Raw genomic sequence first — 13,782 nt, 5'->3', positions numbered from 1 at the left:
CGGATGACCCTGATTCCGGGCTTCCACCGCCTTCCTCCGCCCTTTCCGCTACGCTCCAAGGACGGAGGAAGGCGGTGGCGGAGTTGCACTTCTAACTTGACGGTGGGCTCACAAACTCACCCCCCATTTTAAGAAACTGTTCCTATGACACCTACTTCGTCAAGCTGAACCGCAAACCCACTTGAAGATTAAAATTAAGTGGATGTTCCTTCCGGATAGTTTCCACATCACTTCCATCATCAAAATAATATGCAATACCCGGCTCGGCATACAATCCTATCTGCGGTGTGATGTTCACTTGTACACCTGCAGCCGCCGTTACCGACCATTGCCATTCCTTAATATGCAACGAGTGATGTTCCGTCTCACGCGAAGTCATTCCGTTGACATAAACCACATCCTGACTGGCAGACACACATTTTTCCACCATTCCACCTGCCGAAGCATAAAGCGAAATCCACCGGCTGTCAAACAGTGAACGATGCAATTTCACCGGTACGCCAATATAATGCAACTTCTGCTCTTCTTCGAGATAGGTATCCGTCCCCGAACGAAGGTCGGACGAAAGGAGCGTATAAGTCAACCCTGTCTCAAGTGCCCATCGGGACGAGAAATTCCATTTAAACGATGCCCCCACTGTGACAGGCATCTTGTGATGTATCTCGGTCTTCGAAGTCTGGTCACGATTATTAAACAATAACTGATTATAAGCAGTACGTCCGGCATCTTCGGAAGCCATCACCATCTCCGATACCGAAACTTGCGCAGCCTGTAAACTCAATCGACCGACCCCATTGAATGAGTTAGACGAACTGAAAGGCATATTTCCTGTATTGAGCCCTATTGACCAATGACGGTTTTCAGCATTTTCCTTTTTCCCTTCCCACACTTCACGGTTCCGCTGCATCTGTTCCTGATCAAATGCACGGCGATGCTTACGCACCTTTGATTCGGAAGCAGAGAGAAGATTTTCTCCTGTTTGTCGTGTACTCTCCTCACCTTCTGGCGTCGCAACCGTTTCCGAATCATCCACCTCCGACAAAGACTGCACCGGCGACTCACTTAGCGAATGTGTCATTCGGGCATCAGCCAGTAAAGGTGTTTCGACTGCCACCTTCGATAAAGGACGGGATACAGAAGGAAGCAAAGGTTTTTCATCAGGAGCAACTGGGAAGGTATTCTTTTTTGCCACCACAGCATCGGGCTGCTCAAGTTCTTCAGCCCAGAATCCTGCTAACCAAGCAGTAAGAACCGATACAGATACCACCAACGCCGCTGCAACAGCTACAGCAAAACGCCGCATCCGCCACATCGGCACAACCTTCGGCGAAGATGACATTTCTGCTTCCAGTCTTTCCCACAACCCTTCAGGCAAAGGTTCGGAATAGTCCTCCATCTTTTTCTTAAAATGTGCAGCCCATCTGTCTTTGTCCATCATTGCAACTCCTTTTTTCTATAATTATTAATTTTTTTAATCAGCAAATTCTTTGCCCGATAGAACTGGGACGATGAAGTATGCTCCGTGATTCCCAGCATCGAAGCTATTTCCTTATGACTCTTATCCTCGAACACATAAAGATTAAACACTGTGCGGTAGCCTTCAGGTAATTCCTTGACCATCTGCATCAAAACCGAGGGAGGTATGCCATTGAAATCGTCTTCGTCAGCATCGGGCATATCGGGAATCTCATCCAGCAACACTTCCTGCTGTACTTGGGCATTCCGCTTACGCAGATAGCCAAGTGCCTCATTGACCATCACCCGCGAAAGCCATGCCTTTAACGAACCTTCGCCCTGATAGGTAAACTGTTGGCTTATAGATTCAAAAATGCGCAGGAAGCCATCGTGCAAGATATCCTCGGCAACCTCTTTGTCTCCTGTATAGCGAAGACAAATAGCCAGCAAAGCACCACCATAACGCTCGTAGAGCAAACGGCGTGCCTGCATATCTTTCTGCTTACATCGAAGCACCAGTTCTTCTTCTGATATGTCTGCTTTCTGTTGCATTTTTATTGAAAATGTAATGATTGTGCAAATACTGCATCGACTCTTCCAAAAATATGCGTTAAATTGTTTTAACAAAGGCAGATGCAGTAATTATGCCCCTCTCGCATTTATTCATAAAAATGACAAAGATACAGATTTTATGATGAAAGCAAAATACTTTTTAGTTGCCTTGACTATTGCGGGGCTTATGGGAACTCTTCCCTCTTGTACACTGACCAAGGACGATACCCTCGACAACCTGACCCAAAGCGATGCTGGCACATTCTCCACCTTGGGCACTGTAATGATGAACGGAGAACTCCTGTCCATTGAATCGGACAGATACGGCACTCTGATGCCCGAAAACCCAGAAATGATAAGCCAAATAGACGCCGACTCTACCGGACAACGCGTACTGATAGGATTCGTCTACTTAAACTATGTCACTCCACGAAGCACCCACGAAAGTTACCCTGTGCGTATTGTCGACCTGCTTTATAAAGTGGAAACCCGAAGAGCCGAAATGCTAAAAGCAGACAGTGTAGACATGTTTGGAACTGACCCGCTGCAAATCACCAATGCATCGCTCAGCAAAAATCACCTCAATATCCAATATACTTACGAAGGAAGTGCACAAACTTACCATCGGTTCAATCTGATAGTGAAAGAAGGCAGCAGTCCCGATACCGAAGGCCTGCTACCCGTAGAATTACGACACGATGCCGGAGGTGATTACGCCACCACCTCCACCGAATCGATGATTTCGTTCACACTGGAAAGCATCGACCAGTTCTACCCTTCCGGTTACAAAGGTTTCAGAATTTTCTATAACAGTGGGGCAAACAGCCGTGCCGAATGGAAAGCACTGAAAGAATAAATTCTTTCATCTGCTGGAAACTATAATTTTACCCTTACCTCACCGTTGCCGCGTCCGTATGGCGATAACCTCGCAGAAAATCGGAAACATCCATCCGTTTCTTGCCTGCCAGCTGCAACGACAGAAGATGAAGGTAACCATCTGTAGTAGCTACCTTGAAATAAGACTTTCTGTCGGTCACAATGGTACCAGGGACCAGCGAATGGCTGGCAAATTCCTTGGTTGTCTCATATATCTTCAATGTAACAGGCAATGCATCCGGTTCACACAGTTCTGTCCACGCAGCAGGATAAGGTGACAATCCACGGATAAAGTCGTATACCGCCTTCACGCCTTTCGTCCAGTCGATGCGACACGTTTCCTTGAATATCTTTGGTGCCGGATGAAGGACGGTTCCTTCTGCCAATTTTTCCTGTGGAACAGTCTTCACACTATTATTAAGGATAGCATCGACAGTCTTCAGCACCAGATTACCCCCTAGCCTCATCAGTCGGTCATAAACCATACCTACATTGTCCGTGTCGGCTATGGGAACACGGACCTGGTCGATAATTTCCCCCGTATCGATTTCGTGCTTTAGAAAGAAGGTAGTGATACCCGTTTCTGTCTCTCCATTGATGACCGCCCAATTGATAGGAGCCGCTCCCCGATATTGAGGCAATAAGGAAGCATGAAGATTAAATGTACCCAAACGGGGCATTTGCCATACCACTTCGGGCAACATCCGGAACGCCACCACGATTTGAAGGTCAGCATGCAAGGCACGAAGTTCTTCCAGAAAATGTTCGTCTTTCAGTTTTTCTGGCTGCAACACCTTTAATCCTTGTGAAACAGCATACTCTTTTACCGGACTGGGCTGGAGCACACTTCCGTGACGTCCCACTGGCTTGTCGGGCATCGTGATAACCCCTACTACATTGTATCCGCCCTCTACCAGACATTTCAGGCTCTCCACTGCAAATTCGGGAGTACCCATATAGACGATACGTAAATCAGTCTTTTCCATATATCTTTTTCTTGTTTATGTTTCTCATTCTGCCGAGAGGTCTACCAATACCTGACGATAGGTATTCAGCATTTTCGACTTCGACACGAATCCCAAATAACGGTTAGCCTCATCTACTACCGGCAAGTTCCATGCACCCGTAGTATCAAATTTCTTCATCACCTCTTCCATCGAATCGGTTTTTACGATGCGTGCCTTAGGCTTTTCCATAAAGCCTTCCACCCAATACCGGTGATACAGTTCCTGACGAAAGATAATGTTCCGTATGTCGTCCAGCTTCACGATGCCTATCAATTCATCGTTGACATCAACCACGGGAAACAGATTACGTTTCGACTGAGAGATAACTTTCACCATCTCGCCTAAGTCCATGTCTGGGCGAACTTTCAGAAAATCGTTCTCCACAATACTCTCGATGTTCATCAATGTCAGCACTGCCTTGTCTTTATGATGAGTTATCAGTTCGCCCTTCTTCGCCAGACGCATCGAATAGATGCTATGAGGTTCGAACACAATAATAGTAAGGTAGGCACACACCGAAACAATCATCAGCGGCAAGAACAAGGCATAACCACCTGTCAGTTCTGCAATCAGGAAAACACCTGTCAGCGGAGCATGCATTACGCCCGACATCAGGCCCGCCATTCCCATTAAAGCAAAGTTCTTTTCCGGGATATAAGTAGTGGCCAAATCACATTCATTGCATACGTACGAGAAAACGAAACCGGCAATACACCCTAGGAAAAGGCTCGGAGCAAAAATACCACCACACCCTCCACCGCCGTTCGTAGCACTGGAAGCAAACACCTTAAACAGGATAATCAGTAACAGGTAAGGTATCAGTAAGTGCGTATCGCCATAAAAAAGCGAATTATTCATTACCGTGTCCCATTCGCTCTCCTTGGTACCGTTCAGCAGCAGTGTAATAGTATCGTAGCCTTCACCGTAAAGCGGCGGGAAAAGGAAAATCAGAACACTCAACATCGCTCCTCCTATCACAAACTTCACGTACGGGTTGGGATAACGGCGAAAGATATTCTCTATCCAGTTCATTGCACGGGTAAAATACCATGCCACCAATCCGCAGAAGATACCCAGCCCGATGGCATAAGGAATACGCTCCAGCGAAAAAGGATAATCCAGATGAAACTGGAACATCGCCTCCGTACCCGTCAACAGGTAAGACACCGAAGCAGCTGTCACGCTAGTGATAAGCAACGGAAGCAAGGATGCCATTGTCAAGTCAATCATCAGCACTTCCAGCGTAAACACCAGCCCCGCAATGGGTGCCTTGAAGATACCAGATACTGCCCCGGCTGCCCCGCATCCCACCAGAAGCATTAACGTCTTATGGTCCAGGCGAAACAGGCTTCCCAAGTTAGAACCGATAGCCGAACCAGTCAGCACAATCGGCGCCTCGGCTCCCACTGAACCACCGAAGCCGATGGTTATTGCCGAAGCACACACTGACGACCACATATTATGCCGCTTGATGTGACTCTGCTTCCGCGAGATAGCATACAAGATTTTTGTCACCCCATGACTGATGTCATCACGCACTACCTTACGGATAAACAATCCTGTAATAAAAATACCGACCACCGGATATACCAAGTACAGCCAGTTGGCACCCATCGGGTCGAAACGGTCAGTCAGGAACTCTTTGATATATTCTACCAGAAACTTCAACACGTAAGCTGCCAGTGCCGTAAACACACCTACCAGCAAGCTCAGTATCAGAATGAACTGTTTGTCTTTAATGTGCTTCTCGCGCCACTTGATGAAACGCTGAAGCACATCCCATTTCTCTTCAGAAGTCCTCATTATTTTCAGTTATTTAATTCACCCGGAAGAAACACGGATACATGCAGATTTTCATGAATTATCATTCCATAAATAAAAAATCGCTTCATCGTGTTAACCCCCGTTTCTTTCCTCGCATGGAGTTCATTTCATTCACGGATAATCTTCACTTCGCCCCCTCTACCCAACTTAATGATGCTGGATGGTTTGGGATGACCGGTTTCTTCCCGACGATAGTTTACCACATAATCCACAGCCTGCTTGATTTCCTCACTTATTTCGCTGAATACTGCCGGTGACGGCTGCCCGCTGATATTTGCCGAAGTGGAAACGATAGCCTTGCGGAAACGAAAACAAAGTTCTTTCGAAAAAGCCTCATTGGTCACACGGATACCTACACTCCCGTCTTCGGCAAGCAGGTTAGGTGCCAAATTTCTCGCGCCATCGTAAATGATGGTCAAGGGTTTGGTGGTCATCTCTATCAGATCCCATGCTACAGGAGGAACCTCACGTACATAAAAGTCGACCTTCACCGGACTATCCACCAGCACAAGCATCGCCTTACTGTCTGCCCTCCGCTTGATTTCATACACCCGTTTCACTGCTTCCTCGTTGGTAGCATCACACCCGATGCCCCATACCGTATCAGTGGGATAGAGAATCACTCCTCCTTTATACATCACTTCACATGCTTTCCTGATTTCTTCTTTCATCATATCATACCTATTTATATAAGGAATACAGAAGCGTCGAGACACAAAAACACAAAAAAATCTTCAAGAAAACGCTTTGCGCCTCCGCGTCCTTGTGTTCCAAAAACCACAAGTCGCACAAAAGTACAAAACTTTCATTAAATTTGCACGAAGAAAGCCTTACTTTATGACAACCGAACGAAAAATCATCCATATTGACATGGATGCCTTCTATGCATCTATCGAGCAACGCGACCATCCCGAGTTGAAAGGAAAACCCGTTGCCGTAGGCCACGCCGACAAACGCGGCGTAGTGGCTGCTGCCAGCTACGAAGCCCGCAAGTACGGTGTACGTTCTGCCATGTCGTCGGTCAAAGCGCGTAAACTCTGCCCTCATCTTCATTTCATCGAAGGCAGAATGGACGTGTACAAAGAAGTATCAGCACAGATACACGAAATCTTCCACCGCTACACCGACCTCATCGAACCCATCTCGCTGGACGAAGCCTTTCTCGATGTGACCGAGAATAAGAAAGGCATGGAACTGGCGGTAGATATAGCCCGTGAAATCAAACGAAGCATCCGCGATGAACTGCACCTCATAGCTTCGGCAGGTATATCCTACAACAAATTCCTCGCCAAAGTAGCTTCCGACCTCCGCAAGCCTGACGGCTTATGCACCATCCATCCGGCACAGGCACAAGACTTTATCGATCACTTACCTATTGAGGCTTTTTGGGGTGTAGGCCCCGTCACGGCACAAAAAATGCATATTCTAGGTATCTATAACGGACGGACATTGCGCGAATGTTCGCTGGAAATGCTTGTGCGCCAATTCGGTAAAGCTGGACAGATTTACTACGATTTCGCCCGCGGTATTGACAACCGGCCTGTAGAACCAACCCGTATCCGTAAATCCATCGGGTGCGAGCATACCCTGGAAAAAGACATATCTGTACGTTCTGCGGTCATCATCGAATTATACCACGTGGCCTGCGAACTGTGCGAACGCTTAGAACGGAAAAACTTCCAAGGCTCTACCCTGACCCTTAAGGTGAAATTCCATGATTTCACCCAAATCACCCGTAGCTTGAGTACAGACAAACCGCTCCGCACCCTGAAAGAAATCCTGCCTCTCGCCAAGCAATTACTGAATGGAGTAGATTACGAAACTCACCCTGTGCGCCTGCTGGGACTTTCCGTATCCAATCCCAAAGAAAATTCGTTTACCTCTCGCAACAGCGAGAAAAAAGAATGGAGTCAACTCCGGCTAAACTTTGACGAATAAGTATTAACAGACAACTATAATGCAATAATACGGCTTTCCGAAGTAAATTCTAATGCAGAAAGATTGAAAGAAGTAAGCCAATAGGCACGGCAAGACAAAGAACTGACAGGCAAGCATGCCACTTCCTGATTCAGCCGATGAAAAAAAACAGAAAACGGCTCGCTACCTTTTCTTTCTATAAAAAAAGGAGACACGAAAATCATGCCAGGCAACCATTCTGTATGACTGATTTCCTCTGCCAACGGATATATCCGGACAACATTCCCAGCTTCATCCAATTTAAGCACCGGAAAAGACAGCCAATCCCCTGTATTCACTTGGTAAACACGATGCGTAGCCACACGTCTCATTTTCTGTTCTCTATTTTCCTGACAGGTTGTATTTGACTACGGCCTACCACTCTTTCTTTCCGCTCCAGCCTTGATGTATCTCTGACTGCAACAGTATCCGGCACAGAAACAGCTTCTTTCTCTTTTACGTGATAACGGGTCAAATGGATATCATTTACCAATAACGATGTTCCCGTAGACTCTTCATCCATAAAATAAACAAAACCACTGATGCTTTGAATGGCAAAAGCCGAATCGGGACGCAGATACAAACGCTGCATCCCCGAATGTGTAACCATGCGGGTCAAGCCTTGCACACTGTCGTTATCGAAATAAAAATTAAGTGCCATGACAGCCTTGCCCGATTGTTTCGCCGAAGAAGGGATAAAGTGGAAATCAGCCTTCAGCTCCATGGCATCATAAGGCTTGAATGTCGTATCCGTCTTCAAATCAAAAACCACCTTGTTGGTCAACGGAGAAGCAGAGAGCCAATACAACGGACGGTCTTGCCATACATCTACCGTATCGCCCGACATCGAGACATCAATCTGATTGTCCCGCTTTGCCACTACTTCCTTCATCTGCTTTTCCTCTTTCTCCAACCGTTCCTGCAAGCTGCGGTAAATTGTTGCCAGTTTCTCTGCATGACGGGTATACCATACCATCGACGAGTCAAACTCGGCCTCGGTCACCTGATGCTTTTGGAAAACATAATCCAAATAAGCGTCTTTCTTGTACGATTCGGCATACGGCAACGAGGTGCTCATGGTAGAAGCCAGATGATAATCATACAGCAGGCTCTCCATGGCATCCGGCTGGATAATGTCATCGGGAATCTTCTTCCCGCAACTTGCCAGCAAGCCTAAAGCCAATACTACATACAATCCAGTCGTTGTTCTCATGATTGTTTTTCTTCCTTGGTATTCTCCATTTTCTGAAACTCTTGTCCCAATGTCCGACTATAAAACAAAAATGCTGCAATCACTCCACAACTGATTGAAGCGTCTGCAAAATTAAAAATGGGGCTGAAGAAAATAAAGCAGTCACCGCCACAGAAAGGCATCCAGTCGGGCCAATAAGTATCAATAATAGGGAAATAGAACATATCCACCACCTTGCCATGCAGCCAAGAGCCATATCCTTCACCTACCGGCACCCAATGGGCCAGTGTATAAGAAGTACTCTCGCTGAAAATTTCACCATAGCACACACAATCAATGATGTTGCCTATGGCTCCAGCCAGCATACAAGCCAAACAAACGATATACCCTGTTTTCAACTTTTCTGCCCGATGCGTAGCCTTATACAAATACCACGTAATGAATATGACTGCCACAATACGGAACATCGTAAGAAGTAGCTTCGGTAGGATTTCCATTCCAAAAGCCATTCCTTTATTTTCCACAAAAACAAGATAAAACCAATCTGTAATATGAATGCTTTCGTGTAAGTACATTCCTGTCTTCACACAAATCTTGATTACCTGGTCTATTACCAATACCACGAAAACTATCAAAGCCGCCAGACGCCCTTGCGTCAGAATCTTCTTCATCTATCCACTTTATTATAGGTGACAAGCTAACGAGTTGACAAGTTGGCAAGGTTCTTTCGGACATTTTATCTTTCTATCTTAAAGTCCTGTCACCTTGTCAACCGATACCTTGCCGACTCAATCATTTATTTTACTCCGTGCTGCTTTGCCTCAATGCTCAGCGTGGCATGAGGCACGGCACGCAACCTTTCTTTCGGAATCAGTTTCCCCGTCTCGCGGCAAATGCCGTACGTCTTGTTCTCAATACGTACCAATGCGGCACGCAAGTTCTGGATGAACTTCAGCTGACGGGCTGCCAGGCGGGTTGTCTCTTCTTTCGACAACGTGTTGGCACCTTCCTCCAATACTTTATAAGTAGGGGAAGTATCGTCCGTATCGTTGCCGTCCGTATTCATGATACTGCTTTTCAATTTTTCATAGTCGCGCTCGGCGAGCTGAAGTTTCTCCATGATAATAGCGCGGAATTCTTCGAGTTCTGCGTCAGAGTATCTTGTCTTTTCAGCCATAAAATAATAATTTTAAAGTTAATAATTAGAGTTTCGACACTTTCACATACAACGTGAAATCATCAAAGTTCAGTTCAACACCACCCGGCACCTCATCAGACAGTTCCAATGAGTTTGCCAGCACTTGGTTGCAAATATACGTATTATATTCTTTTACCGCATCATCTGTATTCGGATTTTTTGACAATACCAAATGAATCTTGTCGGTTATCTCAAAACCACTGTTCTTACGGATATTCTGAATGCGGTTCACCAGTTCACGTGCTATACCTTCCCGGCGCAAGGATTCAGTGATGGTCACCTCAAGTGCTACCGTCAGCTTGCCTTCGTTAGCAACCAGCCAACCGGGGATATCTTCGCTGTAGATTTCCACATCCGATGCTTCTATTACCGCTTCTCCATCTGCAAGCTGAAGCGCATATTTCCCGTTCCGTTCCAGTTCGGCAATGGCTTCCTGCGACAATTCTGCCACAGCTGCTGCTACGGCTTTCATCTGCTTACCGAACTTCGGCCCCAGCTTCTTGAAGTCACATTTCACCTTCTTCACCAGCACACCGGCTTCTTCTACAAACTGAAGCTCTTTCACATTCACCTCACTTAAAATCAAATCCTTCACTGCCTCGATGTGACGTTTCTGTTCCTCATCCACTACGGGAACCATGATGCATTGAAGCGGCTGGCGCACCTTGATATTCACCTTGCGGCGCAAAGCCAGTACCATCGAAGTCACATCCTGCGCCATCTGCATACGCGCTTCCAGTTCCTTGTCTATCAGGCTTTCATCCGCTACGGGGAAGTTTGCCAAGTGTACCGATACCACATGGTCACGCTCCGTCACCTTTATCAGGTCGATATACAGGCGGTCGGCATAGAACGGTGCAATCGGAGCCATCAGTTTCGCCACCGTTTCCAGACAAGTGTATAAGGTCTGGTAAGCCGACAATTTGTCTTGCGACATCGCGCTTCCCCAGAAACGTTTCCGGTTCAGGCGCACATACCAGTTACTCAGGTTATCGTTTACGAAATCCGTTATCAAGCGTCCTGCCTTTGTAGGCTCGTAATCATTGAAGCAAGCATCTACATCTTTTATCAACGAATTGAGCAAAGACAGAATCCAGCGGTCGATTTCCGGACGTTCTGATACCGGCACTTCTTTCTCGGCATAGGTAAAGCCGTCTACATTGGCATAAAGAGCAAAGAACGAATAGGTATTATATAAGGTGCCGAAGAACTTGCGGCGCACTTCGTCCACTCCGTCCGTATCAAACTTCAGGTTATCCCACGGAGCCGAGTTCGTAATCATGTACCAGCGCAAGGGGTCGGAACCGAACTTCTCGATGGTGCTGAACGGGTCTACCGCATTGCCCAAACGCTTCGACATCTTGTTTCCGTTCTTATCCAACACCAATCCGTTGGAAATGACATTCTTGTAAGCCACGCTATCGAATACCATCGTAGCTATCGCATGGAGGGTAAAGAACCAGCCGCGGGTCTGGTCTACACCTTCGGCGATGAAATCTGCCGGATAATATGAACGGCTATCCACCAGTTCCTTGTTCTCGAACGGATAGTGCAATTGCGCGTAAGGCATCGAACCCGAATCAAACCATACGTCTATTAGGTCCGCCTCGCGCTTCATCGGTTTGCCCGCAGGCGAAACCAAGATGATATCGTCCACATACGGACGGTGCAAGTCTATCTTGTCGTAATTCTCTTTCGTATATTTGCCCGGCACGAAGCCCAGTTTCTTGTACGGATTCTCCGCCATGAAACCAGCCTCAACCGCTTTCTCGATTTCATTATACAATTCTTCTACCGAACCGATGCAGATTTCGGCACCGTCTTCGTCGCGCCAGATAGGAAGCGGAGTCCCCCAATAGCGCGAACGGCTCAGGTTCCAGTCGTTCAGGTTCTCCAGCCACTTGCCGAAGCGTCCCGAACCGGTCGATTCCGGTTTCCAGTTGATGGTCTTGTTCAGTTCAATCATCCGGTCCTTGCAAGCCGTAGAGCGGATAAACCAGCTGTCCAGCGGATAGTAAAGCACCGGCTTGTCGGTACGCCAGCAGTGCGGATAGTTGTGTACGTGCTTTTCCATCTTGAACGCCTGGTTTGCCTGCTTCATCTTCATGCAGATATATACATCGAGCGATTCAGCCGCTTGCGCCGCCTTCTCATCATACTTGCCATCAACGGTGAACTGTGGGTCGTAAGCGTTCTTCACCCATCTGCCCTGATACTCTTTATAGGTATCCACGTCTACACATTCGGCTACGAACTTCTCGTCCAGCTCGTCCAGCAGGTAGAACTTACCGGTCAGGTCCACCATGGGGCGTGTCTCGCCTTTCTTGTTAATCATAAAGAGCGAAGGGATGCCTGCGGCTTTTGCCACGAAAGCATCGTCGGCACCGAACGTAGGAGCGATATGTACGATACCCGTACCGTCTTCTACGGTCACATAGTCACCCGCAATGACACGGAAAGCTTTTGCAGAAGCGTCATGCCAGTTTCCGTCTTCGTCCAGCTCTACCGGCTTCACCCATGGGAAGAGTTGCTCGTATTCCATGCCTACCAAGTCCGGTCCCTTGTATTCGCCTACCACCTTAAACGGTACCAGCTTGTCGCCCGGCTTGTAGTCTTCCAGCGCCATGCCTTCCGCCTTCTTGTTGAAGTGTGTATAAAGCAAAGCCTTTGCCAGAACTACCGTAATCTTCTCGCCGGTATAAGGATTGTAAGTCTGTACGGCTACATAATCTATCTTCGGACCTACGCAAAGCGCGGTATTCGAAGGCAAGGTCCACGGAGTGGTGGTCCATGCCAGGAAGTAAGGAGTTCCCCACTCCGCCATTTCGGGTTTCGGGTTCTTTATTTTGAACTGCCCTACCACAGTCAGGTCTTTTACGTCCCGATAACATCCCGGCTGGTTCAGCTCGTGCGAGCTAAGCCCCGTACCTGCCGCAGGCGAATAGGGCTGGATGGTATATCCTTTGTAGAGCAAGCCTTTCTTATAAAGTTGTTGCAAGAGCCACCACAAGGTTTCGATGTAGCGGTTGTCATACGTAATATACGGATTATCCAAGTCCACCCAATAGCCCATCTTGTGGGTCAGGTCGGTCCATTCCTTCGTGAACTTCATTACGTCCGTACGGCAATGCTGATTGTATTCAGCCACTGATATGGTCTTGCCTATGTCTTCCTTCGTAATGCCCAACGCTTTCTCTACACCCAGTTCCACCGGAAGCCCGTGCGTATCCCAGCCTGCTTTACGCTTCACCTGAAAGCCTTTCATCGTCTTGTAACGGCAGAAAGTGTCCTTAATCGTACGCGCCATCACGTGGTGGATGCCCGGCATACCGTTTGCCGAGGGAGGTCCTTCGTAAAACACAAAAGAAGGATGCCCTTCACGTTCCGTCATACTGCGGGAGAACACATCGTTCTCGTCCCATTTCTTCAGCACTTCCTTGTTGATGTCAGAAAGGTTCAGTTGTGAATATTCAGTAAATTTCTTACTCATATAGAATGCATTTATCTTTTTCGTTTTTTCTTCGGAAATACCCTTCCCGAATTTAGGCTGCAAATTTATAAGAAAAAAGAATATCCGGAAAACTTTTCAGCTAATATTCACATAAACAAGCGTTGGCAGAGTCAACCAGCGAGTGCAACATTACGAAATATTTTTGAAAAAGACCTCAGCCGGAGTCAAGAAATTGAGTTTTTCTCTCGGTCTGGCATTAATTTTCTTCCTG

General features: G+C 47.1%; 11 protein-coding genes. 2 read left to right on the top strand and 9 right to left on the bottom strand.

The features are described 5' to 3' along the window. Window positions 1-151: 151 nt before the first annotated feature. A complete protein-coding gene (locus B5F71_RS16290; RefSeq protein ID WP_087212361.1) occupies window positions 152-1,438 on the bottom strand; it encodes an outer membrane beta-barrel protein in 1,287 nt (428 codons plus the stop codon). Then, window positions 1,435-1,989, bottom strand: coding sequence for a sigma-70 family RNA polymerase sigma factor (locus tag B5F71_RS16285; protein ID WP_087212366.1), 555 nt, complete (start codon window positions 1,987-1,989; stop codon window positions 1,435-1,437). The genes B5F71_RS16290 and B5F71_RS16285 overlap by 4 nt, the downstream gene beginning before the upstream one ends. A 157-nt stretch (window positions 1,990-2,146) precedes the next feature. Between B5F71_RS16285 and B5F71_RS16280 the strand changes: the two genes are divergently transcribed. Further along, complete coding sequence (locus B5F71_RS16280) at window positions 2,147-2,863, top strand: NigD-like C-terminal domain-containing protein (protein ID WP_158098123.1); 717 nt, start codon at window positions 2,147-2,149, stop codon at window positions 2,861-2,863. Between the two features lie 34 nt (window positions 2,864-2,897). Here the strand turns inward: B5F71_RS16280 and fmt are convergent, their stop codons facing one another. The 3 genes from fmt to B5F71_RS16265 form a co-directional block, all read right to left on the bottom strand. Further along, window positions 2,898-3,869 carry a methionyl-tRNA formyltransferase gene (fmt, locus tag B5F71_RS16275; protein WP_022038956.1) on the bottom strand — a complete coding sequence of 324 codons (972 nt, stop codon included), beginning with the start codon at window positions 3,867-3,869 and terminating at the stop codon, window positions 2,898-2,900. Window positions 3,870-3,893: 24 nt separating this feature from the next. After that, entirely contained in the window at window positions 3,894-5,693 is a 1,800-nt protein-coding gene (locus B5F71_RS16270; RefSeq protein WP_022038957.1) for a chloride channel protein, read from the bottom strand. A 128-nt stretch (window positions 5,694-5,821) separates the two neighbouring features. After that, complete coding sequence (locus B5F71_RS16265) at window positions 5,822-6,385, bottom strand: L-threonylcarbamoyladenylate synthase (protein ID WP_164488592.1); 564 nt, start codon at window positions 6,383-6,385, stop codon at window positions 5,822-5,824. Window positions 6,386-6,551: 166 nt separating this feature from the next. Between B5F71_RS16265 and dinB the strand changes: the two genes are divergently transcribed. Then, complete coding sequence (dinB, locus tag B5F71_RS16260) at window positions 6,552-7,652, top strand: DNA polymerase IV (protein WP_087212354.1); 1,101 nt, start codon at window positions 6,552-6,554, stop codon at window positions 7,650-7,652. Window positions 7,653-7,998: 346 nt separating this feature from the next. Here dinB and B5F71_RS16250 read toward each other — a convergent pair whose 3' ends face one another. The 4 genes from B5F71_RS16250 to ileS all read right to left on the bottom strand — a co-directional run bounded on the left by B5F71_RS16250 (window position 7,999) and on the right by ileS (window position 13,550). Next, window positions 7,999-8,883, bottom strand: coding sequence for a DUF4296 domain-containing protein (locus B5F71_RS16250; protein WP_087212348.1), 885 nt, complete (start codon window positions 8,881-8,883; stop codon window positions 7,999-8,001). Continuing rightward, window positions 8,880-9,533 (bottom strand): lipoprotein signal peptidase, encoded by a 654-nt coding sequence (locus tag B5F71_RS16245; RefSeq protein WP_087212345.1) that lies wholly within the window; start codon window positions 9,531-9,533, stop codon window positions 8,880-8,882. Before B5F71_RS16245 ends, B5F71_RS16250 begins: the two co-directional genes overlap by 4 nt. A gap of 125 nt (window positions 9,534-9,658) precedes the next feature. Further along, a complete protein-coding gene (locus tag B5F71_RS16240) occupies window positions 9,659-10,039 on the bottom strand; it encodes a TraR/DksA C4-type zinc finger protein (protein ID WP_013619469.1) in 381 nt (126 codons plus the stop codon). Window positions 10,040-10,064: 25 nt separating this feature from the next. Then, on the bottom strand, window positions 10,065-13,550 hold the full coding sequence (gene ileS, locus B5F71_RS16235; RefSeq protein WP_087212363.1) for an isoleucine--tRNA ligase: 3,486 nt from the start codon (window positions 13,548-13,550) through the stop codon (window positions 10,065-10,067). Between the last annotated feature and the right edge of the window lie 232 nt (window positions 13,551-13,782).

The organism is Bacteroides sp. An269, from assembly GCF_002159755.1.
GTDB classification, from domain to species: domain Bacteria; phylum Bacteroidota; class Bacteroidia; order Bacteroidales; family Bacteroidaceae; genus Phocaeicola; species Phocaeicola intestinalis.
This window is presented reverse-complemented; position numbering and strand designations above follow the sequence as displayed.

Coding starts and splice junctions, on each gene's coding strand:
- B5F71_RS16245 (WP_087212345.1), bottom strand. CDS start 9,533: ATGAAGAAGATTCTGACGCAAGGGCGTCTGGCGGCTTTGATAGTTTTC.
- dinB (WP_087212354.1), top strand. CDS start 6,552: ATGACAACCGAACGAAAAATCATCCATATTGACATGGATGCCTTCTAT.
- B5F71_RS16265 (WP_164488592.1), bottom strand. CDS start 6,385: ATGAAAGAAGAAATCAGGAAAGCATGTGAAGTGATGTATAAAGGAGGA.
- ileS (WP_087212363.1), bottom strand. CDS start 13,550: ATGAGTAAGAAATTTACTGAATATTCACAACTGAACCTTTCTGACATC.
- B5F71_RS16240 (WP_013619469.1), bottom strand. CDS start 10,039: ATGGCTGAAAAGACAAGATACTCTGACGCAGAACTCGAAGAATTCCGC.
- fmt (WP_022038956.1), bottom strand. CDS start 3,869: ATGGAAAAGACTGATTTACGTATCGTCTATATGGGTACTCCCGAATTT.
- B5F71_RS16280 (WP_158098123.1), top strand. CDS start 2,147: ATGATGAAAGCAAAATACTTTTTAGTTGCCTTGACTATTGCGGGGCTT.
- B5F71_RS16290 (WP_087212361.1), bottom strand. CDS start 1,438: ATGATGGACAAAGACAGATGGGCTGCACATTTTAAGAAAAAGATGGAG.
- B5F71_RS16270 (WP_022038957.1), bottom strand. CDS start 5,693: ATGAGGACTTCTGAAGAGAAATGGGATGTGCTTCAGCGTTTCATCAAG.
- B5F71_RS16250 (WP_087212348.1), bottom strand. CDS start 8,883: ATGAGAACAACGACTGGATTGTATGTAGTATTGGCTTTAGGCTTGCTG.